The organism is Micrococcus sp. HMSC067E09, from assembly GCF_001812555.1.
In the GTDB taxonomy this organism is placed as follows: domain Bacteria; phylum Actinomycetota; class Actinomycetes; order Actinomycetales; family Micrococcaceae; genus Micrococcus; species Micrococcus lylae.
Genome location: NZ_KV809449.1, coordinates 135,110 through 156,802 on the forward strand (window position 1 = coordinate 135,110; position 21,693 = coordinate 156,802).

Annotated in this window: 18 protein-coding genes and 2 pseudogenes; 9 read left to right on the top strand and 11 right to left on the bottom strand. The window is 69.4% G+C overall.

What is annotated here, in order from left to right:
- Window positions 1-39: 39 nt before the first annotated feature.
- Window positions 40-252, top strand: a complete 213-nt coding sequence (locus HMPREF2863_RS12475; RefSeq protein WP_067190506.1) for a DedA family protein — start codon at window positions 40-42, stop codon at window positions 250-252.
- 143 nt (window positions 253-395) lie between these two features.
- Here HMPREF2863_RS12475 and HMPREF2863_RS08875 read toward each other — a convergent pair whose 3' ends face one another.
- The 5 genes from HMPREF2863_RS08875 to HMPREF2863_RS08895 all read right to left on the bottom strand — a co-directional run bounded on the left by HMPREF2863_RS08875 (window position 396) and on the right by HMPREF2863_RS08895 (window position 3,810).
- A complete protein-coding gene (locus tag HMPREF2863_RS08875) occupies window positions 396-821 on the bottom strand; it encodes a type II toxin-antitoxin system VapC family toxin (protein ID WP_067190508.1) in 426 nt (141 codons plus the stop codon).
- The gene (locus HMPREF2863_RS08880; RefSeq protein ID WP_067190511.1) at window positions 821-1,042 is read right to left on the bottom strand and encodes a type II toxin-antitoxin system Phd/YefM family antitoxin; all 222 of its coding nucleotides are present in this window, start codon (window positions 1,040-1,042) and stop codon (window positions 821-823) included. Before HMPREF2863_RS08880 ends, HMPREF2863_RS08875 begins: the two co-directional genes overlap by 1 nt.
- 40 nt (window positions 1,043-1,082) lie before the next feature.
- On the bottom strand, window positions 1,083-2,804 hold the full coding sequence (locus HMPREF2863_RS08885; protein ID WP_083315342.1) for an amidohydrolase: 1,722 nt from the start codon (window positions 2,802-2,804) through the stop codon (window positions 1,083-1,085).
- 73 nt (window positions 2,805-2,877) lie between these two features.
- Window positions 2,878-3,528, bottom strand: a complete 651-nt coding sequence (locus HMPREF2863_RS08890; RefSeq protein ID WP_070639530.1) for an HAD-IA family hydrolase — start codon at window positions 3,526-3,528, stop codon at window positions 2,878-2,880.
- A gap of 21 nt (window positions 3,529-3,549) precedes the next feature.
- Entirely contained in the window at window positions 3,550-3,810 is a 261-nt protein-coding gene (locus tag HMPREF2863_RS08895; protein WP_067190515.1) for a hypothetical protein, read from the bottom strand.
- A gap of 360 nt (window positions 3,811-4,170) precedes the next feature.
- Between HMPREF2863_RS08895 and HMPREF2863_RS08900 the strand changes: the two genes are divergently transcribed.
- Both HMPREF2863_RS08900 and HMPREF2863_RS08905 read left to right on the top strand, forming a co-directional pair.
- Window positions 4,171-5,247, top strand: coding sequence for a YeeE/YedE family protein (locus HMPREF2863_RS08900; protein ID WP_070639665.1), 1,077 nt, complete (start codon window positions 4,171-4,173; stop codon window positions 5,245-5,247).
- Between the two features lie 140 nt (window positions 5,248-5,387).
- Entirely contained in the window at window positions 5,388-5,615 is a 228-nt protein-coding gene (locus tag HMPREF2863_RS08905; RefSeq protein WP_070639532.1) for a sulfurtransferase TusA family protein, read from the top strand.
- Between the two features lie 78 nt (window positions 5,616-5,693).
- On the opposite strand, the gene HMPREF2863_RS08910 is transcribed toward HMPREF2863_RS08905, so the two are convergent.
- The 3 genes from HMPREF2863_RS08910 to HMPREF2863_RS08920 form a co-directional block, all read right to left on the bottom strand.
- Window positions 5,694-7,790, bottom strand: coding sequence for a GmrSD restriction endonuclease domain-containing protein (locus HMPREF2863_RS08910; protein WP_070639534.1), 2,097 nt, complete (start codon window positions 7,788-7,790; stop codon window positions 5,694-5,696).
- Between the two features lie 133 nt (window positions 7,791-7,923).
- Window positions 7,924-8,835 (bottom strand): CPBP family intramembrane glutamic endopeptidase, encoded by a 912-nt coding sequence (locus HMPREF2863_RS08915; RefSeq protein WP_141756404.1) that lies wholly within the window; start codon window positions 8,833-8,835, stop codon window positions 7,924-7,926.
- 97 nt (window positions 8,836-8,932) lie between these two features.
- Entirely contained in the window at window positions 8,933-10,513 is a 1,581-nt protein-coding gene (locus HMPREF2863_RS08920; RefSeq protein ID WP_371327628.1) for an alanine/glycine:cation symporter family protein, read from the bottom strand.
- 335 nt (window positions 10,514-10,848) lie between these two features.
- On the opposite strand from HMPREF2863_RS08920, the gene HMPREF2863_RS08925 reads away from it, so the two are divergent.
- The 5 genes from HMPREF2863_RS08925 to HMPREF2863_RS08945 all read left to right on the top strand — a co-directional run bounded on the left by HMPREF2863_RS08925 (window position 10,849) and on the right by HMPREF2863_RS08945 (window position 18,863).
- A complete protein-coding gene (locus HMPREF2863_RS08925; RefSeq protein ID WP_070639538.1) occupies window positions 10,849-12,003 on the top strand; it encodes a Fic family protein in 1,155 nt (384 codons plus the stop codon).
- Between the two features lie 83 nt (window positions 12,004-12,086).
- Window positions 12,087-13,568, top strand: coding sequence for a DUF3375 domain-containing protein (locus HMPREF2863_RS08930; protein WP_070639540.1), 1,482 nt, complete (start codon window positions 12,087-12,089; stop codon window positions 13,566-13,568).
- Window positions 13,568-14,236, top strand: a complete 669-nt coding sequence (locus HMPREF2863_RS08935) for a DUF4194 domain-containing protein (protein ID WP_070639542.1) — start codon at window positions 13,568-13,570, stop codon at window positions 14,234-14,236. Before HMPREF2863_RS08930 ends, HMPREF2863_RS08935 begins: the two co-directional genes overlap by 1 nt.
- Window positions 14,233-17,589, top strand: coding sequence for an ATP-binding protein (locus HMPREF2863_RS08940; RefSeq protein ID WP_246828866.1), 3,357 nt, complete (start codon window positions 14,233-14,235; stop codon window positions 17,587-17,589). The genes HMPREF2863_RS08935 and HMPREF2863_RS08940 overlap by 4 nt, the downstream gene beginning before the upstream one ends.
- Window positions 17,586-18,863 carry a Wadjet anti-phage system protein JetD domain-containing protein gene (locus HMPREF2863_RS08945; RefSeq protein WP_246828867.1) on the top strand — a complete coding sequence of 426 codons (1,278 nt, stop codon included), beginning with the start codon at window positions 17,586-17,588 and terminating at the stop codon, window positions 18,861-18,863. The genes HMPREF2863_RS08940 and HMPREF2863_RS08945 overlap by 4 nt, the downstream gene beginning before the upstream one ends.
- 117 nt (window positions 18,864-18,980) lie before the next feature.
- Here HMPREF2863_RS08945 and HMPREF2863_RS08950 read toward each other — a convergent pair.
- Window positions 18,981-19,346: pseudogene (locus tag HMPREF2863_RS08950) on the bottom strand (zinc-binding dehydrogenase); the annotation flags it as partial.
- Between HMPREF2863_RS08950 and HMPREF2863_RS11590 the strand changes: the two are divergent.
- A pseudogene (locus tag HMPREF2863_RS11590) lies at window positions 19,332-19,622 on the top strand (long-chain fatty acid--CoA ligase); the annotation flags it as partial. The pseudogenes HMPREF2863_RS08950 and HMPREF2863_RS11590 overlap by 15 nt on opposite strands.
- A gap of 29 nt (window positions 19,623-19,651) precedes the next feature.
- Here HMPREF2863_RS11590 and HMPREF2863_RS08955 read toward each other — a convergent pair.
- Both HMPREF2863_RS08955 and HMPREF2863_RS12095 read right to left on the bottom strand, forming a co-directional pair.
- Window positions 19,652-21,319 carry an RNA-binding domain-containing protein gene (locus HMPREF2863_RS08955; protein WP_246828868.1) on the bottom strand — a complete coding sequence of 556 codons (1,668 nt, stop codon included), beginning with the start codon at window positions 21,317-21,319 and terminating at the stop codon, window positions 19,652-19,654.
- Window positions 21,320-21,416: 97 nt separating this feature from the next.
- Window positions 21,417-21,593 (bottom strand): hypothetical protein, encoded by a 177-nt coding sequence (locus HMPREF2863_RS12095; protein ID WP_157531281.1) that lies wholly within the window; start codon window positions 21,591-21,593, stop codon window positions 21,417-21,419.
- Between the last annotated feature and the right edge of the window lie 100 nt (window positions 21,594-21,693).

Here is a 21,693-nt window from a genome sequence, read left to right on the forward strand (position 1 = left end):
CGGGAGTTCCCCGGGGAGCCGCGGATTCCGGGCCGCGTCTTGGAGCCGCAGGCACAGGCCCGTGCCCATGACCGTCTCCCCGCTCGCACCGCGCCACGCCGCGGCCCGCTGGCCCTGGTGCTCGGCCGCTTCGTGCCGATCGTCCACACCTGCATGCCGGTCGCCGCCGGCACCGCGGGCATGTCCTACCGCTCCTTCGTGGGCTGGAACGTGACCGGCGCGGAAGACGGCGGCCTGACAGGGGCCGCCTGACAGGGCCTCCTCCCGCACCGGAGCCTCCTCGGCACGGTTCTCCTCCTCCGCTTCACGACGACGGCCGCCCACCTTCCGGTAGGCGGCCGCGTCGCGTGCGGGGCCGGGCCGGGCAGGACAGCCTCTCCCCGGGCCGCGCCCCCTCACCAGAGCAGGCGGAGCGCCGCCTCCTCTCCACGGACAGCGAGCGTGGAGAATGCCGCGTCCCTGGTGATCAGGACCAGCCCATCACGCATCGCCTGGGCTGCCAGCATCCGGTCGAAGGGGTCTCGATGGGTCCAGTCGAGGCCTCCGGCGAGGAGTGCGTGGCCTGAGTCGACGGGCAACGGACGCGCACCCAGGCGAGCCACCTGCACATCCCATTGCGGCAGCCAGGCATCGGCGCCGGGCAGCTTTCCGAGGCGACTCTTCGTGGCAACCTCCCACGCGCTCGCCGCCGAAACGAACAGGTCGACCGAGGCGTCCTCGAGTACCCCGCGCGACTGTGCTCCCAGGCGGTCCGGATCGTTCACTGCCCAGATGAATGCATGTGTGTCGAGGAGGACGGCCGCCTGCTCTCGGCCAGTCATCAGGCCTCCCAGACCTCGAGCTCGTCCTCGGGCAGCTCATCGAAGAAGCCGTCCGGCAGCCGGTAGGAGCCGAACCCGAGCTCCCGCCGGGCGGGCTCCACCGGAACCAGGCGCGCGACACCCCGATCGCCCCGGGCGATGAGGATCTCCTCGCCTGCCTCGACGCGCTTGAGCAATGCCGACAGATGTGTCTTCGCCTGGTGCACCTTCACCGTCTCCATAGCTCGACGATACGGACCCGCCAGAGGTTAGTCAATACAGTTAGTCCATCTGTGGAGGACAGGTGCTCTGCCCCGCCTCAGCCGCGCACGCGGATGCCGTCAGGGCCGAGCACCCTTGCGCAATGTCCCGGTCGAAGACCTTCCGGCCGGCGAACCAGGTCTGCACCGCCTGCACAGAAGGGATCTCCTCCACGTCCACCTCCCGGAGGTTGGCGGAGAGGACCGCAAGGTCCGCAGACTTGCCGGGCGAGAGCGTCCCAGTGACCTCGGCCAGCCCCATCGCCTCAGCCGGAGCCGTGGTGTAGACGTGCAACGCCTCCTCCAGGGTGAGCGCCTGCTCGGGCCAGAGGGCGCCGGGGAACTGACAAGTCGGGTCCTTGCGGGTGACCAGGCCGTAGATCGCCTCGAACGCGTTCGGGATCTCGCTGACCGGCCAGTCCGAGCCGCCGGCGACGATGGCGCCGGCGTCCACGAGGGAGCGATTCGGCTGCAGGCGGGAGCCGCGTTCCTCGCCGAGCACGTCCTTGATGGCATTGGCGATCACGCCGGGGAACCACAGGGCCGGAGAGATGTCCGCGACCACACCGAGCTCACGGAAACGCGGCACGTCCTCCGGGTCCACGAACTGGCCGTGCGCCACGTGATACCGGACGTCGGTGTGGCCGGCCTCGCGGACCTTTTGCACGGTGTCCAGGACGAGGCGCACCGAGGCGTCGCCGGTGCAGTGGATCTTCGCTGAGATGCCTCGCTCAGCGGTGCCCATGAGCCAGCCCTCGAGCTCGGCGGGGTCCATGGTGGTCTGCCCGTGGTGGCAGCCGCCGAACCCGGCCTCCGCCAGGTAGGGCTCGATGAATGCGCCGGTGCCGGCCGGGGGCACGCCGTCCAGAAAGATCTTGATGAAGTCCGGACGGTGGTGCGGACTGCGGGTGCCCTCACGCCCGGCGATAATCCCCTCTCCCAGCGGGGCCGTGCCGAAGATGAAGTCGTTGGCCTGCATGGAAGTGACCACCCAGGCGGTCAGTTCGTCGGCATCGTCCAGCACCTTGAGCGCCTTCATCAGCTGCAGAGAGGCGGCGGCATCCTGGAACGCGGTGACGCCGTAGGAGTGCAGGATCTCGATGCCGCGCCGCGCCGCCTGGGCATAGTCCTCGTCGCGGGTGGGGTGCAGGCGCTCTCGAAGCTGCTCCATGTCCCTGCCCGCCGCCTCGATCAGCACGCCGGTGACGTGGCCGTCCGCGTCACGCAGGTACTGGCCACCCTCCGGATCAGTCACCGTGTCGCCGATCCCGGCGAGGGCAAGGGCCGCCGAGTTGGCCCAGCGATTGTGCTTCGAGTCGTCCTTGAGCACCGCCGGCCGCCCACCGGTCGCCTCGTCGAGACGGGCAAGCGCCTCGGTTGAGTTGATCTGGTTCATCAAGCCGGAGCCCCAGCTGCCGCCCACGACCCACTCCTCGGGTCCGAGCCGTGCCGCGTGTGCGGCGACCGCCTCCAGGAGCCCGTCGAGGTCGAGGGTCGGCGAGGCATCAAGCTCGAACAGGTCCATCTGCCCTGCGATCAGGTGGTGGTTGTGAACGTCATGGAGTCCCGGCAGGACGTAGGCGTCGCCGAGGTCCACGACATTCGTATCCGGTCCCCGCAGCTCCATCGCCGCGGCTCCGACTGCGGCCACCTTGCCGTCGATCACGGCCAGAGCCGTAACGGTGCCGAGTTCGGGGTCGAGAGTGTCGATGGTGCCGTTGACGAAGAGGGTGTGAGCGTCCATGCATCCACCGTCACACCGACCAGGGTCGTGCGCATTAACTCTGCGCGAAGGGTGGGCGCCGACGAGCGCAGGCTCAACCCCGCACACGGATGCCGTCCGGACCGGGCTCCATGGTGACGCCGGAGAGGTCGGGCACCAGGTGGTCGGCCGCGGAGAGCCGGGCGAGGTCATGCGAGGTGCCGACGGCCAGCACAGTGGCTCCGGCGTTGCGGCCGGCACCGACGCCGGCGGGAGCATCCTCCACCACCAGGCAGCGGGCGGGGTCCACGCCGAGGCGTTCGGCGGCCATGCGGTAGCCCTGCGGGTCCGGCTTGCCCGCCGCCACGTCCTCCGCGGCGATGAACAGCTCCGGCACGGGCAGTCCCGCGGCGTCCAGGCGCAGACCCATCAGGTCGCGGCCGCCGGAGGTGACGGCGGCCCACCGGTCGGCGGGCAGTCCGTCCAGGATCCGCAGCGCGCCGGGCAGCGCCACGATCCCGTCCAGGTCGTTCGTCTCGTACTCGAGCAGCTCCGCTGCGGCGGCGTCCACCTGGTCGGCGGCGAAGAACTCCTCGATGGTGTCCCGTGCGCGGCGGCCGTGGGTCACCGAGAGCAGACGCTCCACGTCCACGCCGTGGGCCTCGGCCAGCCGGGTCCAGGAGCGTTCCACGGAGGCGGTGGAGTCGGCGAGGGTGCCGTCGATGTCGAAGAGCACGGCGTCCACGGTGAGGTCGAAGGAGCTCATGCCCTCCAGGCTGTCACGTCCTCAGGCGCTGCGGACAGCCGTGTGCCGCGCGATGTACCCGGCGGTGGTGAGCGTGAGGTCCGGGCGGGCCCGGCGGACCCGGTCGATCAGGTCCAGCTCGGACATTCCACGGGTCCCACCGGGCACGAGGTCCTCAGCCCAGGCCGCGGCCTCGGACTCGCAGGAGAAGCCGGCCTCACGCAGGACGAGGCGCTGGTCGCGTCGGTCGCCGAAGACCTTCCGCCAGAACGTGTTGCCGCCGTCGCCGTTCATCATGGTCATGTTCCCCTCTGCGTCTGTGCACCGCCCCGGCCCGCGAAGGCTCCTCCGCCGGCCCCGGACGCCGGTGCCGGGCGCACCCGCGTCAGGTGCGCCGTGGCTCCCACGCTACTGACCGTCCGCACAGCGCACCTCCACCGGAAGACGGATCCTGCCACGCCGGCGCCTCCCCCTCCCGGCGGACCTTCTCACCGCGCGGTCTACTCGGTGACCGGGTGTGCGCACTGGGGGTGCGCCCCGGCGGACCTGCTCGCCCCGCGGTCTATTCCCGCCAGAGCCGGATGTGTCCCCGCATGACCCCGCGTTGCCCCGCATGACTGCATCCCTCGCTTCGAGACCCCCGGCCGGTGTGTCATGGCCGCCATGATCATCACCGGACTCCTCCTGGGCACCGTGCTGGGCTTCGTGTTCCAGCGCGGGCGCTTCTGCGTCACGGGTGCGTTCCGTGACCTGTTCACCCTCCGCTCGTCCCGCTGGCTCACCGCCTTCATGGTGGTGGTGGCCGTGCAGTCCGTGGGCGTGTTCGCCCTGGACGCCGCCGGCGTCATCACCCTGGCCCCGGAGACCTTCCCGTGGCTGGGCACCATCCTGGGCGGCCTGATCTTCGGCTTCTCGATCGTGCTGGCCGGCGGCTGCGCCACCGGCACCTACTACCGCGCCGCCGAGGGCCTGGCGGGCTCCTGGTTCGCGCTGATCTTCTACATCGTGGGCGCCGCAGCGTTCCGCAAGGGCCCGCTGGCCGGCACCACCGAGGCCGTCCGCTCCGTGGAGACGCAGACCGGCTCGTTCCAGCAGCTGACGGGGCTGTCCCCGTGGGTGTTCGTGGCGGTCCTCGTGGCGGCCGTGGGTGTGGCCGTCCGCCACCACCTGCGTCGCGAGTCCCGGATGACCCGTTTCCGGCTGCCGGCCACCAAGACGGGCCTGGCCTACGTGCTCACCGAGAAGGCGTGGCACCCGTTCGTCACCGCCGCGATCATCGGTGTGCTGGCGATCCTCGCCTGGCCGCTGTCCTGGGCCACCGGCCGCGAGTCCGGCCTGGGCATCACCGGCCCCTCGGCGAACATCGGCGCGTACATCGGCACCGGGGACCCGGAGCTGGTCGACTGGGGCGTGATGCTCGTGCTCGGCCTGCTGGTCGGCTCGTTCATCGCCGCGAAGGCCTCCGGCGAGTTCCGCATCCGCATCCCGGACGCCACCACCACGGTCCGCTCGATCCTCGGCGGCCTCGGCATGGGCTGGGGCGCCGCGTGGGCCGGCGGCTGCACCATCGGCAACGCCATGGTGAACACCGCGACATTCACGTTCCAGGGCTGGGCATCCCTGGTGTTCATGATCCTCGGCACCGGGCTGGCCACGAAGATCTTCATCCTCAACCACCGCGGCAAGGGCGCCACCCCGGCCGCCGCCGCCTCCCCGGTGACGCTCACCCCGGTCGGCTGACCGCCCCCACACCCTCCTTCCCGACGACGGCCACTCCCCCTTCCCCGCCCGGCCCACCTCCACGGTGGGCGGGCAGGCGGAGGCGAGGAAACGTCGTCGGGAAGACGGAGACGACACCCACGAACCAAGGAGAGACACCCATGGCACGCCACCTTCTCGAGACCGACGGACAGGTCTGCCCCTTCCCGCTGGTGGAGGCGAAGCAGGCGATGGCGCAGATCCCCAGCAGGGACGAGCTGATCATCGACTTCGACTGCACCCAGGCCACCGACTCGCTGCCGCGCTGGGCGGCCGAGGACGGCCACGAGGTCACCGAGTTCACCAAGCGCGGTGCGGCCGAGTGGACGATCGTGGTGAAGAAGGGCTGACCGGCGGCGGCCCGCACGGGCCGCAGACACGCGTCAGGGGCGGGACCGGGTGGATCGGGCCTGCCCCTGCGGCGTTGTTCAGGCATTGGCGCCCTGGCGCACCTCGGCGAGGAGTCGCCCGTCGTCCTTCACCATCCAGTACTCCCAGCCGTCGACGTCCTCGGCTCCGTCCGCCTGGGCCGCGAGGTCCGGAGTCTTGTGCTCCTCGTCTCCCAGGCGAAGGGTGCCGTCCTCGGTGATCTCCACGATGGACTCCGTCTGGCCACTGGCGGGCACGAGCTCCATGCCGGCGGCCAGAGCGCCGTCCCGCACCAGCTCGTCGAAGGCGGGCAGCACCGGGGTGGTGTCAGCCACCGGCCAAGAGGCCGTGCGGGGCTGGTAGTTCGGGTCCGAGAGTTTGCGGAACCCCTCGTACGTGACCTCCGCGATCAGACGACGGCGCTCCTTCAGGAAGTCGTCGTAGGGGAGCTCGGTCCAGTCCTCCGGGAGGGCGTGCCACCACATCTGCTGCGCCAGCCGGTCTCCTTCGATGGCCTTGTCCCGGACCTGCTTGTCCCAGTACTCCGAGGGCTTGGCGTTCGAGATCTCGATGTTGTCGGACCATTCCACCAGCGCCTGGTTGGCGACCTGGTTGATGTGCGAGTAGGACGTGATGCCCAGGTCCTGCTTCAGGTGGTCCTTCGGGAACAGATGGTGCTTCTCCATGCCCTTCACCGGCCGCCGCGAGGGGTCCAGCCAGTCCTTGACCTTCAGGGTGGAGAGCAGGGTGTCGGCATCGAGGATCGTCAGCGCTGCCACGTAGCCCAGGTAGGCCGGTCCGAAGATGTTCGACGTGTGCAGGTCCTCCGGGAATGACAGGCTCCACCAGTCGGCCGTGAGGGTGCGTGCGATCTGGGCGTCGATGGCCTCGAGGAACGCCTCCGGAGTCCTCTCGGTGAGCGCGTTGAGACGGTTCAGGTCCTCCTGCGCCTTGGACTCCGGGCTGCCGGAGAACCGGCCGGTGATCTGCACCATGAAGAACCAGCGGGCCATGCCCTCACGCAGCGCGTCGACGGAGACGCCGAATCGCGTGCGGCCGATCAGCCACAGCGCATACCCGTAGATGACGGCGTTCTTCGAGGTGATCATCGAGGAGGTCCGGACGCCCGCACGCTCCAGCACCTTGAGGTACTTGTCCCAGTTCTTCGGGTCCAGGGCGACCCGGTGCCCCTCCTTGAGCTTCTCGAGCTCGCGCTCCCGGTTCTCCGGGACGATCTCCCGGGTGCGGGGGTCTCGGCCGCGCAGGGCGTTGTAGGCGTCCGCGAACTGGGCACGGCCGTTGCCGACCGCCATGGCGACGCGGAGCATGTGCACGGCGTCCAGGGTGAGGTAGGGGTTCTTGGGCGTCCACCGGACCGGCCGGTCCAGCATGCGCGACATCTCCTGCGGCGTGAACCGGGAGTGCCGGGCGAAGTCCTCGAGCTCCTGACGCCCCTGCTCCCAGAACACGGAGAGCCAGGTGAGGATGAAGTCACCGGACGAGAGCTTCACCCCCTGCGAGTTGATCCTCACGAAGATGTCCGCGACGGTCTCCCGCCCGACGCTCTCCTTCAGCTGCACCACATAGAACTGGTACTTGAGGACGTCGGCGAGCCTGTTGATGGCCACCTCGATGGCGGTCTCCTCATCACGGCTCAGGCGCTCACCACCCTGGGCGGTCTCCAGGGCCTCGATGTAGTCACGTCGCGCGGTGATCGGCTGCTCGAACACCGTCCGGATGTCATGGATCCACTCCGCCGACCGTCGGATGGCGTTGTCCGGCACCGCGAACCGTTCGGTCTTCGGGTTGAAGGCGACGACGATGCGCTCCTCCGCGTAGTCATCGCGAAGCACCTTGGCGCCCTTCACCACCGCGTACAGGGAGGTGAGCCGCTGCTGGCCGTCGACGACCTGCATCGAGCCGGCCTGGGTCTTGTCGGCGACGCCGATGGACTTGGTGTGCTCATCGGCCCTGTTCTCCCAGAACATGACCTGTCCGACGGGGAAGCCCCGGTACATCGAGTCCACGAGGTCGCGGACCTTCGCGTTGCCCCAGACGAAGGGTCGCTGGATGTCCGGCAGTCGCACGCGTCCGCTGTCCACCCCGTCCACCAGGTCCTGGACAGTCCATGGATGATGTCCGAACGTCTCTGGCATGGCCTCCCCTTCAACGGTGCGTGTGAGCCTCCCCCATTCTCTCGTGCGGGCGCCGCCGACGGCAGCCTCCGGAACGGGGACGAAGACGCCGCAGGGGCGGGACCGGGTGGCTCGGTCCTTCCCCTGCGGCCGCTCAGCGCACCGGACCGCGCAGTGCACGGCCGAGCCGGCCGAGCGCCCAGCCCACCGCCGTGTAGGCGGCACTGGTCACTGCGCCCACCACCGGAGAGACCAGCCACTGCCCGGCCCGGGTGTACCGGATGCCCGTGGCCATGGCGGACGGATTCACCACCGCGTCCTCCACGGCGTGCATGACCACCCCGGGCCACACCGAGCGGGTGAGCGCGTAGACCTCCGTGTAGAGCGGGGTCCAGGCCAGGATCACCCCGGCGGCCACGGCGGCGAAGGCGCGGCGGGGAACGTCGAGCACGGCACGCATGTCCGCCTCCGGCAGGAAGCGCAGATAGTAGGGCACATGCCAGGCGGCCCAGACGGCGCCGACCGTCAGGTTCAGCGGCACCCTGCCCACGCCGGCGCGCAGGAGCTCCTCGGTGAGGTAGCCCCTCCAGCAGGACTCCTCCACCAGGTTCTTGACCAGGGCGGGCCCGAGCGCGGTGGCAATCGACCGGCCCAGGCCGGCGACGTCCGCGCGGGAGAGGTCGACGAGCCCGGCCGCCCGGCCGAGCCCCAGCGCCCCCGCTGTCACCGCCGGGTAGACCAGCACCGCAGTGCCCCAGGCGAGCGTGCGGTGCGTGCCCGAAGACGCCACGGCGTCCGCGGGGCGAAGCGGCAGGAAGGCCCCGTGCCTGACCCGGCGCAGCACGGCTGCGGCGGCCAGCGGGGACAGCAGCCAGACCAGGCTGCCGGGGCTGTCCATGGAGTCCGGACGTCCTGCGGCGCGGTTCACGGCCACCCCCGCCCAGCCGGCCCCGGAGGCGACGACGCCGAAGGCGAGCAGGTCCGAGCGGAACGGGACGGTGGCGGCACGGCTGGACGTCGGAGGCGGGGCGGAACGGACTGCAAGGACAGGCAGATGCGGCGTCACACCGTCACGATAGCCCGGGCCGTCGACGCAGCAGAAGGGGTCCGGACCCCGGCGGTGGCGGTGGCGGGACGTGCGACCGGTCGTCACCCCATCGGGCTCACTGCCTGCCGGTGCCGTCCTTGTTCACGATGGCGATGGCGGCGGTGTCCGGGGCGGAGTCGGCGACCTCGTTCATGGCGTGGTCCGCGTCCCCGGTGCGCCGATACTCGGCATGGATACCCTCCCAGAGATGGGCGTTGTGCACGCCGATCTCCTTCGGGTCCAGGACGGGGTCCTGGCCGGCACGCCTCTGACGGTCGTAGTCCTTGACCAGGCGGATCGCGATCGGAGACAGCAGCACCAGGGCGAGGATGTTGACCCAGGTGTAGAGGCCCACGCCGAAGTCCGCCATGGCCCACGCGAACGCGGAGGTCTGGGTGGCACCGAAGACCATGGAACCGGCGAGCAGGATGTGGGCGATCGCCTCAAGGACCTTCAGGACCGGCTTGCGCTTGACCAGGTACGCCAGGTTGGTGACGGCGTAGAAGTCGAAGGACAGCAGCGTGGTGAACGCGAACAGGAACACGGCCACGGCCACCAGAGACGGGCCGAAAGCCGGGATCACAGAGTCGATAGCGGTCTGGGTCCAGGCCGGGCCCTCCTCCACACCGGGCAGGTGCTCCACGATCGGCTCGCCGTCCGGGCCCTGCACGTTGAAGCTGTCGGTGGCCAGGATCATCAGACCGGTGATGGTGCAGACGAACAGGGTGTCCACGTAGGCGGAGAAGCCCTGGGCCAGGCCCTGCTTCACCGGGTGGGTGACGTTCGCGGCGGCCGAGGCCTGGGCGCCGGAGCCGGTGCCGATCTCGGTGGAGTACACGGCACGGCGGACGCCCCACGCGATGGCGGCGCCCATCATGCCGGCGTAGGCCGAGTCGAGGGCGAAGGCGGAGGTGAAGATCAGGGAGAACATCGCCGGGACGTGGGTGATGTTGAAGAGCACCACGATCAGGCCGACGAGGATGTAGGCGCCGGCCATGAACGGCACGATCAGGCCGACGGTGCGGCCGAGGCGGTGCATGCCGCCGAACACGATGATCAGGAAGAACGCGGCCATGCCCAAGCCGACCCAGAGCGGGTCCCAGCCCCAGGCCTCGGTGGTCGCCGCGGTCACGGCGTTGGCCTGGATCTGCGGGCCGGTGATGGTGGTGGCGAAGACGGTGGCGGCCGCGTAGGCGACCGCGAGCCAGCGCCAGTTACGGCCGAGGCCCTCGAGGATGTAGAAGGCCGGACCGCCGCGGAACTCGCCCTTCACCTTGTGCTTGTACAGCTGGGCGAGGGAGGACTCCGCCACGGCCACGGGGGCGCCGAGGAACGCGGTGATCCACATCCAGAACAGGGCGCCGGGGCCGCCGACGAACATCGCGGCCGCGACGCCGGCGATGTTGGCGACGCCGATGCGGCCGCCCAGCGCCATCGCGAAGGCCTCGAACGAGCTGATGCCGGCGGAGGTGCGCCCGCCGTGGATCAGCTGCCCCACCATGTCACCGATCAGCCGCAGCTGGGGCACCGCCATCCTGATGGTGAAGTAGAGGCCGATGGCCAGGATGATGATCACCATGGGCAACGCCCACATGATCGCGTTCGCAGATTCGATGAATGACTGCATGGAGTCCTCAAGGTCGGTGACAGAGCTCACGGCACCTTAGTGGGAGCTGAGCGGTGACCGCGAGGTCTCATCTGCGGCAGAGGGGGAATTCGTTCGGGGCAGGGCCTCCCGGTACCCTCGCTCGCCTTCACGACCTCCTTCACGACGACGGCCCGCCTCCGTCTTTCCCCCTTCCGCACTTCCGCCGAGCCAGAGGAAGTGGTCACCTCGCACGTGCGTGAAGTGACCACTTCCTCTGGTTCGCCGCGGCCGTTCCTCTAGTTCGCCGCGGCAGGCCCCTGCGGATCACCGCAAAAAAGAGAGCACTTGAGAGATACGAGCGCTCACGCGCATAATTTGCGACAAACGCCGTCGATTGGATCACCATGCTCTTCTCCACTCCTCCGCTGACGGACGACGACCGCGCCGTCCTCGCCGCCATTGACGCGCACCGGGAGGCCATGCGCTACAACCTGAGCGCTCCGCATCGCTGGGTCGGCACGCTGGCACGCCAGCAGCGCGCCCGCGACACGGTGGGATCGAATTCGATCGAGGGCATCCACGTCAGCCGTGAACAGGCACTGGCCATCCGGGCAGACTCGGCCGATCTCGTCGAGGTGGACGAAGACTGGCTGGCAGTAAGGGGCTATTCGGACGCCATGACCTATGCACGGATCATGGCGGACGAGGGACGAGACCTCACCCTTCCCGACCTCCTCGCCCTGCACTTCATGACCACGGCCCACGACCTTGGGCAGCGACCCGGGCGTCTCCGCCTGACCGACATCTACGTGCAGCAGGAAGGCAGCGGACGGACGGTCTACACCGGCCCCGCCCCGGAGGAGGTGGACGGCCTGCTGGACGAGCTGCTGTCCTCGCTCGCCTCCAACTCCCCGGACGAGCACCCGCTGGTCTCGGCGGCCATGGCCCACCTGAACCTCGTGATGATCCACCCTTTCAGCGACGGGAACGGACGCATGTCCCGGATCCTCCAGTCCTGGCGGCTCTACTGGGACCGCCTGGCGGAGGCGGCCTTCGTCTCCGTGGAGGAATACCTCGGGCGGAACACGGAGGCCTACTACGCGGTGTTGGCCGAGGTGGGCGCCGGGCGGTGGGCACCTGAGCGGGATGCCTCCCCCTGGCTGGAGTTCATGCTGACCGCCCACTATCGCCAAGCGATGACCATCCGCCGCCGGATCGACGTGATGGAACAGGTGGCACGGCGCGTGGACGAGTTGATCGACACCCTCGCCCTCCCAGAACGCGCCGCCGCACCGCTGGAGTTCGTGCTCACCGACTGGCGCCTCACGAATGCGCTGTACCGCGACGCGGCCGGGGTCGCCCGGCCCACCGCCTCGCGGGACCTGAACCTGCTGACGAAGGCCGGGGTGCTGGTCCGTGAAGGGGACAAGCGCGGCGCGGCCTACTCTCCAAGCGCAGAGCTGCAGCAGTGGGTTGAGCTGACACGCCGGTCGGCACGCCAGCGCTTCGACGTGGCCGCCGACCCGTACAGGTCGCTCCGACGGGGCAGGAAGCTGTAGACCGGCAGGGTACGACGACGGCCGCTCGCCGGAGTGAGTCAGATGGCGCTTACCGTGTCCACGTCCTCTGAAAGACTCACCTCATGAATTCGCTCGCGGTGGCACTCCAGGTCCGGCGGCTCGTCCAGGACGACGCAGCCCTCCGCATGCTGCGCATGGACTCGCTGCCGCTGGTGGCAGGCGTCCTCGAGACCCACCTCAGCGCGCCTAACGCCACCATGCCCACCCATCAGCTGCACGACCTCCTGGATGCGGAGCTGGACCCCCTCCGCACCCATCTCGATCTCTCCGACCGCACGGCCAAGGGCTTCTGCGAGGACTGGCGCCAGGCAGGACTGCTGGAACGCCGGCTTCACGGCGAGTCCCGCGAAGAGGTCTACGCGCTCACCCCGGCAGCCCGCCAGGGTCTGCGCCTGATCGAACAGCTCCTGGAGCCACGGGCCAGCGTCACAGAATCGCGCTTCGTCGCGCTCCTGACCGCGCTGCACCGGCTCGCCGTCGAGACCGATCCGGACGTCGACCGCCGCGTGGCCGCCCTGCAAGCAGAACGCGATCGCTTGGACGAGCGGATCCGGCGCCTGTCCTCCGGCGAGGATGACCTCCTGGACGAACGCCGCGCCCGGGAACGACTGGAGGACTTGCTCGGCCAGGCTGCGGACCTGCCCACGGACTTCGCCCGGGTCCGCGCTCGCTTCTCGCAGCTGAACCAGGAGCTGCGTCGGCGCATCCTCACGGACGAGGGCCTGCCTAAGGAGGTGCTGGAGAACGTGTTCCGCGGCGTGGACGTCATCGAGTCCTCGGACGAGGGACAGACCTTTGCCGCGTTCTCCCGGCTGGTCCGCGACCCCGCCATGGCCGAGTCGTTCGAGGCGGACGTCCGCGCCGTTCTCGGCCGCGACCTCTTCACCGACCTGCCGGCGTCCGTGCGCAGCACCCTGCGAACCCTGCCGCGCACCCTGGACGACGGCGCCCGTTCCGTGCAGGACAGCCTCACCGAGTTCGCCCGTGGACTGCGTGGGTACGTGCTATCGCAGGAGTATCAGCGCGACCGTCGCCTCCACACCGCCCTCCAGGAGGCCCTCGCGGCCGCTGCCGAGGCGGCCCCTGCCACCCGCCCGTTCCATCGCACCGGCCTGGACATGGAGCTCACCGGCATGTCCCCGCGGTCGCTGGGCACCCTCACTCTGCATGACCCCCGAGAGTTCGACGTCGGGGCTGCGCTCGAGGAGGCCGAGGTCGAGACCGTGGACGTCGAGGCCCTCCGGCTGCTTGCACGGGAGACGGAGATCGACTTCGCCGAACTGCGCGAGAACGTCAACGGCGTCCTTGCCGATCACTCCCCCGTCAGCGTGGCCGATGTGCTCTCCTTGCACCCGGCCACGCAGGGCGTCGCGAGCGTCGTCGGGTTGCTCTCGCTGGCGGCGCGCCATGGGGTGATCGACGACGACGCCACGGACCTCCTTCGCTGGCCCGTGGAGACGGAGAACTCCGAGACACCCGGCTCCGGCCTCCCCCACCGCTCCGCCCGGGTGGTACGTCACCTGTTCACCGAAAGGCTTCCCTGATGACCTCTATCCCCGAGGACGAGCTCCACGAGACCCCCGAGAACCCGCATGCCCTCTGGGAGGGAGACCTGGGCACGCTCGGCGAGCAGTCGCGCCGCGCCCTGCTCGAGCTGCTCAAGGGGCCGTACCTCTCGGGCCGTCGGCGCCCACAGCTCTGGCAGGCTCTCGTCGCAGACGAGGCGGTCATCCGCTCCCGGCTACACGAGCTGTTCCTGGACGTGGTGATCGACCGGCAGGACGAGTTCGCGTTCACCCGCCGCGTGGACACCGACGAGCTCACCACGCCCTCGGCCTTGCGCACCGAGGCCATGAGCTTCCTGGACACCGCCATGCTGCTGGTGCTCCGCGGTCACCTGCTGACCTCCGCCGGCGAGCGCCGTGTGGTGGTCGGCAAACAGGAGATCTACGAGCAGCTCGCCGTGTACCGGGAAGGAGACGACGCTGCCTGGGCCAAGCGTCTCAACGGCTCGTGGACGAGGATGCTCAACCGCTTCAACGTGCTGCACAAGGTCGAGGAGGATCGCGCGGAGATCTCGCCGGTGCTCAAGGTCGTGATCGGCCCCGAGCAGGCGGCGTCATTCACCGAGCTGTACCGCGGCATCGCTGAGAGAGGGACCTCCACCTCCGATACCGACGACTCCGCCGAGACCGAGGAGGACACCGCATGAGCACCCTGCAGATGACCGACCAGAAGGCCTTCGAGCTCGGTCCCCAGCTGGATGTTCGCCCCGTCGAACCGGCTCCGCAGCGGCAGTGGCGCCTCGCGTCGGTGCAGATCGCCAACTGGGGCACCATGGACGGCCGGATCTACCGGTTCCCCGTGTCCCGCCGGGGCCATCTGATCACCGGCCCGTCGGGGTCAGGCAAGTCTTCGGTGCTGGACGCGATCGCCTCCGTGCTCACCCCGGACAAGTGGCTGAAGTTCAACCAGGCGGCGCAGGCCGGCGGCGAGCGTGCGGCCACCCGCAGTGTCGTCTCGTATGTGCGTGGCGCGTGGACCAGGCAGCAGGACGAGCAGGAAGACCGTGTGGTCTCGGCGTATCTGCGGCCCCGCGCGACCTGGTCCGGCGTCGTGCTGACGTACCGGGACGGAACCGGTGGTGTCGTCTCTCTGGCGCGACTGTTCTTCCTACGGGGCACGTCCATGTCCAGCGCAGACATGCGGGACCTGTGCCTGCTGGAGCGTTCTGAGGTTGAGCTGGCGGAGCTGCAGACCCTGATCGACGACGGCATCAAGACCCGCCGCGTGCAGGACCGATGGCCCAAGGCAGTGGTGACCACGAACGGCACGCACGGCAAGTTCTACGCTCGCCTGCGGTCGGTGTTCGGCATGCGCGACGACGCCGCGCTGCGGCTTCTGCACCGGACCCAGTCCGCCAAGGGCCTGGACTCGCTGGACCAGCTGTTCCGCCACCACATGCTCGAGGTGCCGCAGACGTTCGAGATGGCGGACAAGGCGGTCGAGGAGTTCGGGGCACTGCGTACCGCATACGAGCATGTGACGGACCTGCGCCAGCAACGTGACCACCTGCTTCAGGTGCGCACCGTGGCAGACGAGTACGAGACCGCGCTCTCGGATACGGAGCGTCTGCGGCGACTGCAGGAGGCGATCCACCCCTACCGACAGAGCCGAGAGCTCGAGAATCTGCGCCGGGAAGTGCAACAGGTGCGCGGTTCCCTGCGCGGCCTGCGGGCACGGCAGGAAGAAGCCCGGGCAGCACTGGAGAGAGCGGAGCAGCGTCGTGCCGGGACCATGCTGGCCCTGCACCAGGCCGGGGGCGGACAGATCGAGGAGCTCGGACGCCAGATCTCGGCTGAGGAGGAGCAGCGACAGGACCGGGAGCGTCGGCACGCCGTGCTGCTGTCCCGGCTGAGCGAGGCAGGGCTGGAGGCCGTGCCGGGGAGCGTCGCAGAGTTCGGCGAGCTCCACGCGATGATCGAGACCGATCTGGCCCGGAACCCGGAGCACGCCGGGCCGACGCACGAACAGTTCGACGAGCGGAGCCGCCTGAAGGAGGCGGTGGCGGAACTCGATGAGGACATCAACGCGCTGCGTCGGGTCCGCAGCTCGGTACCGCGGCGGCTTCTGGACGTCCGCAAGGCCCTTGCAGAGCATCTGTCCGTCCCTTACGAGTCCCTGCCCTTCGCCGCGGAGCTGCTGGAGGTCTCCGAGGAGCATCGGGAATGGACCGGCGCGATCGAGCGCGTGCTCGCACCACTGTCCCTGACACTGCTGGTGCCCACACGGCTGCTGGCGCGGGCGCAGGAATGGATCGACGGCCGGCACCTGGGGGTTCGGCTGCGGTTCGACGAGGTGTCCGCACGCTCCGTGAGCGTTCCCCCGGCACGCAGCCAGGACTCGCTGGTGCACAAGGTGACGGTGAAGCGCGGCGAGTTCCACGACTGGCTGCAGGCCCGCCTGGTCGACCGGTTCGACCTGGCGTGCGTGACCTCGGCTGCGGAGCTGGCACGCCACGAGCGTGCCGTCACGCTCGCCGGTCAGGTCAAGCACGGGCGCGGCCGCTTCGAGAAGGACGACCGTTTCCGGGTGGACGACCGCTCCCGTTGGGTGCTCGGAGATCCAGCGGCCAAGCTGGAGGTCCTCGTGGCGGCCCGGCAGGCTCGCACCGAGGAGCTGTCACGCGCCGAGGAGGCGGTCGATCGAGCCTTGCACCTGGCCGACAGCGAACGTCAACGTCGCGCCGCGCTCAAGGCCGTCCTCGAGACCGAGTGGAAGGACGTGGACCGGGAGGGTCCGACTCGACGCATCGCGGAGCTGCAGGCCAGGATCAAGGAGCTCAGCTCTGTCGATTCGGACCTCGAACAGGCCCGCCTCCGGAACGACGAAGCGGAGGAGGCGTGGCGAGAAGCACGCGAGACTGCGCGAGAGGCCGATGTCGCCGTCGACTTCGCCGAGAAGACCGAACGAGAGCTGACCGGGCAGGTCAAGGAGCTGACCGCGGTCTGCGCGCAGCACGAGCCTCTCGACGACGCCCTCCGGGCCGACCTGGACGCCCGCTTTCGAGCGGTGCGCCGTTCGTCCTCCCCCAATGCCCTCGCTGACGCCGCCGAGTCGGTGCGCCACGAGGTGACCGCCCAGGCAGAGCAGGCGCAGACAGCAGCGGCCAGGGCCGCGCAGCGCTGCACGATGCTCACCACGGAGTTCTCGCGCCAGTGGGCCTCGGCAGCTGCAGACGCCTCCCCCGGGGTCGAGGACCGGGGCTCCTACCTGGCGATCTTGGAACGGATCATCGGCCAGGGCCTGCCGGACCACGAAGGGCGATTCCAGACCCTGCTGCACGACCGCTCCTCCGTGCTCTTCGGTGAGCTGCACAGCGCTATCCGTTCAGCGCCGGGCGACATCACGGACCGGGTGGAGCGGATCAACACATCGCTGCGCCGCTCCCCGTTCGACGAGGGTCGGTTCCTGCGGTTGCGGGTCCGCACGCGGCGCACCGAGACGGTCACGCAGTTCTTGCGGGACCTGTCCACGGCCGCCACGCATGCGTGGGAGGATGACACCCTGGAGGACGCCGAGCGTCGCTACGCCGCCCTGGCATCGATCATGGACCGTCTCGCCTCCTCTGATCACGTGGACCGCTCGTGGCGCCGGCAGTGTCTGGACACGCGGGAGCACGTCACCTTCCTGGCCGAGGAGATCGACGCCGCCGGGGAGGTCCACGCCACCTACGACTCGGGCGCCGCGATGTCCGGCGGGCAGCAGCAGAAGCTGGTCGTCTTCTGTCTCGCGGCGGCGTTGCGCTATCAGCTGGCGGCCCCGGAGGATCCGCTGCCGGTGTACGGCACGGTGGTCCTGGACGAGGCCTTCGACAAGGCAGACGCCCGCTACACGCGTATGGCCATGGACGTGTTCGTGGAGTTCGGCTTCCAGATGGTGCTTGCGACCCCACAGAAGCTACTGCAGACGATCGAGCCCTACGTCGGTGGCATCACCACCGTGGAGAACCCGACCCGCAGGCTCACCCGTCTCGCGGACATCACGTGGGAGGACGACAAGTGAGCGCTTCCCGTCCCATCATGCTGACACCGGCCGATGCACGGGAGTCCGCCCGGGCGAAACTGATCCGTTCCCACCGGTCCTGGACGGTCGGCGAGCGCCCTGATCCGGCCTTCAGTTGCGGTCTGAGGCCGCCCACGGAGCAAGCGGTGCTCGCGGACCTGCCCAGGGCGCAGGCCTGGGTGCGTCAGTGGCGGGAAGCCGCACTGCCGGAGGACATCGAGGTGCAGTGGCAGGAGCGCACCTGGCGGAGTGTGGGCCGGCAACAGATCCCGGTCCGTCTCACGGCTCACACGGTGGAGGCTGTGGCGGCATGGGTGGGCGGAGCCCCGGCTCGGGAGCAGCGCGTGTTCGCTCAGCGGGTCGCCACGGTGCGGCGTCATGCAGAAAGGTGGGCACGATCGGCCGCCGCTCACGGTGCGCCCTGTTCCCTCCACCTTCCGGACGACGGCGCGGCTGCCCGTGAGGCATCCCCCGATGACGCAGTGACCCCTGTCCTGCGGCGCCACGCACAGCGGCTGACGGACTTGGACGAGGCGGACTTCCGGGCCGTGGTCGAGGTGCTGGACTGGCTGCAAGAGCATCCGGTGGCGGGCATGCGGCCGCGGCAGCTGCCCATCCGCGGCGTGGACTCGAAGTGGTTCGGCCGGCACCGGAGCCTGCTGGAGGCGTTGGCTGCACCGTTTCGACCATCGGCCTCGGATCCGGTCGTGGGCTCGGCGAGAGGGGTGCTCGGCGTCGTCGATTCCCATGCCCTGGTGCGGCTGCGGATCCTGGATCCGGCGCTGCGGCCGGCGGGGATCCGGGACATGGACGTACCGGTGGAGCAGGCGTCGGAGTGGGCGGTGACACCGGAGCATGTGCTGATAGTGGAGAACAGCGAAACGCTGCTGTGCCTGCCGGATGCGGCCGGGACGATCGCCGTTTGGGGGCACGGTCACGACACCACGCCGGCGTCTCTGCCTTGGTTGTCCGAGGCCGACCTGACGTATTGGGGAGATCTCGATTCGCAGGGTTTCGCGATCCTGCACCGGTATCGCGCTCGCCTGCCGCAGTTGCGCACCGTGCTGATGGACGTAGAGACCCTGGAGCAGTTCAAGGACCTGTGGGTCGCTGAACCAACGCCGTTCCGCGGTTCCCTCAGCACCTTGACCTCTGCTGAGGTCAGGGCATTGGAGCGCCTTCGAACTGCCGGCGATGTCCGCTTGGAACAAGAGCGCATCCCCTGGAGCTATGCGCTGGCTGCGTTGACGTCGCGACTGCGCCTCCTGCCCTGACACTTTGGTGGCCCCGTAGTGAGACCAGGCCGGATAGCCGGTGTAGTTGCCGGTGATCGAGCCGGTGACCACGATCCGACCCCGGCCGGAAGCGCGTCGGCGGAGCCCGGGGCCGCCTCAGACCTCCAGCAGCACCTTGATCTCGCGGCGCTCGTCCATCGCCCGGTACGCCTCGGCGGCGGCGTCGAGCGGCATGCGAGCGGTGAACACGCGGCCGGGCTGGATCTGTCCGGACTGGATGCGCTCGATCAGCTCCGGCAGGAAGCGGCGCACGGGCGGGGGGCCGCCCTCGAGGTGGATCTGCCGGCCGAAGAGGTCGGAGCCGTCGAGGGTCTGGTCGTGGGAGACGCCCACGAACCCCACATACCCGCCGTGGCGGACGGTGGCCAGCGCCTGGTCCATGGACTCCTGGGTGCCCACGGCCTCGATGACACCGTGCGCCCCGAGGCCGTCGGTGAGCTCGCGCACCTGCGCGGCGGGCTCAACGTATACCCGCGCGAGATCGAGGAGGTGCTCTACGAGCACCCGGCCGTCGCGGAGGCCGCCGTGGTGGGGGTGCCCCACCCGGAGCTCGGCCAGGACGTCGCCGCGCACGTGGTGCTCGCCCCCGGCGCGCACGCCACGGAGGACGAACTGATCCAGCACGTGAAGTCCCAGGTGGCGCCGTACAAGTACCCCCGCACCGTGAGCGTGCGGGACGGGCTGCCCAAGACCGCCACCGGCAAGATCCTCAAGCGGGACCTGACGCCGGCGGAGTGAGCTCGATTGACCGCCGGCCGGGCACACCGCTACGAGTCCGGGAGCACGTAGTGCGCTGCGCGCCGCTCCCCCCGCAGTTCGAGGAGACCCTCCTCCGTCATGCCTTTGAGCACCGTTCGCGCGGCCGTGGGCGCGATCTGGCACAGTTCCGCAGCTTTGCTGCGGGTGATGGATCCGTATTCGCGGACGTAATCGGCGATCAGCCGCCGCTGTTGGATTCGGTCGACCGGACGCAGGCGCAGGTAGGCGGCTCGGTCTTCGGCCAGCTCGTAGAACCGCGCGGTCAGCATGTACCGCTGTGCCCGGCCGTTCCCCCGCGATTCCAGGACGCCGGCCTCGACGAGCGCGGTGGCCGCTGCGCGCACGTCCGCCACGGGCAGTCGAAGCCACTCCGCCACATCCGCCGAGCTGGCAGGCCCTCCGTGCTTGATCTCGTGGACCATTCGCAGCTCGGTCAGTGTCAGTGCGCGCTGACCCTCGTTCTGCCTGCGGGCAAGGAAGGTCAGCAACTCCCTGTCCTCGTCACCCAAGGGGACGTCGACGATCACGGACCGTTGCGTGGAACGGCCGTAGTCCGGTGCGCCACGGCCGGCGCGGAGCTGCGAGGCGAACATGTCCTGCACGCCTTTTCCCCTGCGCTCGACGAGACCGGCGCGCTTGAACACGTTCGCCAGGGCGGGGCTGCGGGGAGCCGAGCGATTCAGGATGTTGGCCGGTGAAACGTCGCGAGGGAACCCGCCAGGGCTGGCGACGGAGAACGTGGACTCGGTGAAGGTCACCTGGATCGGCCCCACCTCGGCGTAATCACGGTGCACAAGGGCATTGGCGATCGACTCGCGCCGCACACTCTCGGACAGCAAAGGTACATCGACGCGGACGAGACCCACCTCCACAGGTGTGACGGAGTTCCGCAGAGCCAAGCGGGCCTCGATCTCCTCGAATGCGTTCAACAGGGGAAGCAGCAGGTCCTCATTCGCTTCCACACCTTGGGGCCGGGAGTCCTGGAAGAGGACTTCCGCAGTCGGGGCCCACCTGCGCAGCGCATCCGACGTGCCGAAGACCAGAACCGCGCCGAGACTGATGCCGCCGTCCGGAGTGAGGAGGTCCAACGTCCGCAACAGTTCCGCATCCGTGAGCTCCGCAAGCCCGCTGTCACCAGCCGATCGGCCGGCCAGTCTCCGGAACCGGTCAAACTCGGCTGGATCGAGGTGGCCCCACTCGGCCCCGCGCGCCTCCGCCCGGGCATAGTCCAGGCCGACGCCGTCGAACCCAGCCCGCAGGACGTCCATGGGTGTCATGGGCATACACGCGGGGCGACCGTCCGGCCCCATGACACGCTTGACGAACAACCCCTTGCGCGTTCCGACGAACGACGACCTCGCCTGGGGAACGGTGATGACCACCACGTCTTTGCCCTCCCAAGGAACCACCTCGACGTCCACGCTCAACGGTGGCTCGATCCCGTTCTGAATGCGTCCAGCCAAGAGGTCTGCGTCCACAGCACCGCCGTGCTCGGCCGTCGTCCCGACGACGGTACCGTCGTCGTCGACTCCGACGAGGATGCGTCCCCCGATGCCGTTGGCCATGCAGACGACGGCCTGGTAGAGGTCGTCCTTCCCCAGCCGTCGTTTGAACTCGACGTCCAGGGTCTCGCCCGCGGCGAGGAGGGGTCCAAGGTCCATCTCATAAGTATCCATAGTTATGACGACTCGAACCAACGTTGGAGCATGCTTGCCATAACTTTGAGCATCTTTGGCGCGCGGAACGCCCCCGTAGCTCCCCTCGCACCCCCTTTCACCCCGCCGGGCGCAGCCGCTCCGCGGACAGGACGGCCTCGGCGTCGGCCAGATCCATGGGCTCCCCGCAACGGCGGTGCAGGAGATCGATCGGCATGAAGAGCTCGCCGACCATCTCGATGTCGCCGGCGTGCTCGCCGTCATCGGAGCGCCGATGGTCGAAGGTCGTGGACATGGAGTCAGAGTAGTGAGGCGCCGGCAGTGGGGCCGCCCCTGCCTGCCACCACCGAACGGTCAGGGCAGGACTACTTTCATCCGTTCCTCCGATACCTTTG

What these genes read in the sequence shown, in the direction of transcription:
- HMPREF2863_RS08930 (WP_070639540.1), top strand. Translation starts at nt 12,087, where the DNA reads ATGAATTCGCTCGCGGTGGCACTCCAGGTCCGGCGGCTCGTCCAGGAC.
- HMPREF2863_RS08925 (WP_070639538.1), top strand. Translation starts at nt 10,849, where the DNA reads ATGCTCTTCTCCACTCCTCCGCTGACGGACGACGACCGCGCCGTCCTC.
- HMPREF2863_RS08940 (WP_246828866.1), top strand. Translation starts at nt 14,233, where the DNA reads ATGAGCACCCTGCAGATGACCGACCAGAAGGCCTTCGAGCTCGGTCCC.
- HMPREF2863_RS08880 (WP_067190511.1), bottom strand. Translation starts at nt 1,042, where the DNA reads ATGGAGACGGTGAAGGTGCACCAGGCGAAGACACATCTGTCGGCATTG.
- HMPREF2863_RS08890 (WP_070639530.1), bottom strand. Translation starts at nt 3,528, where the DNA reads ATGAGCTCCTTCGACCTCACCGTGGACGCCGTGCTCTTCGACATCGAC.
- HMPREF2863_RS08935 (WP_070639542.1), top strand. Translation starts at nt 13,568, where the DNA reads ATGACCTCTATCCCCGAGGACGAGCTCCACGAGACCCCCGAGAACCCG.
- HMPREF2863_RS08905 (WP_070639532.1), top strand. Translation starts at nt 5,388, where the DNA reads ATGGCACGCCACCTTCTCGAGACCGACGGACAGGTCTGCCCCTTCCCG.
- HMPREF2863_RS08955 (WP_246828868.1), bottom strand. Translation starts at nt 21,319, where the DNA reads ATGGATACTTATGAGATGGACCTTGGACCCCTCCTCGCCGCGGGCGAG.
- HMPREF2863_RS12095 (WP_157531281.1), bottom strand. Translation starts at nt 21,593, where the DNA reads ATGTCCACGACCTTCGACCATCGGCGCTCCGATGACGGCGAGCACGCC.
- HMPREF2863_RS08875 (WP_067190508.1), bottom strand. Translation starts at nt 821, where the DNA reads ATGACTGGCCGAGAGCAGGCGGCCGTCCTCCTCGACACACATGCATTC.
- HMPREF2863_RS08885 (WP_083315342.1), bottom strand. Translation starts at nt 2,804, where the DNA reads ATGGACGCTCACACCCTCTTCGTCAACGGCACCATCGACACTCTCGAC.
- HMPREF2863_RS08900 (WP_070639665.1), top strand. Translation starts at nt 4,171, where the DNA reads ATGATCATCACCGGACTCCTCCTGGGCACCGTGCTGGGCTTCGTGTTC.
- HMPREF2863_RS08910 (WP_070639534.1), bottom strand. Translation starts at nt 7,790, where the DNA reads ATGCCAGAGACGTTCGGACATCATCCATGGACTGTCCAGGACCTGGTG.
- HMPREF2863_RS08895 (WP_067190515.1), bottom strand. Translation starts at nt 3,810, where the DNA reads ATGACCATGATGAACGGCGACGGCGGCAACACGTTCTGGCGGAAGGTC.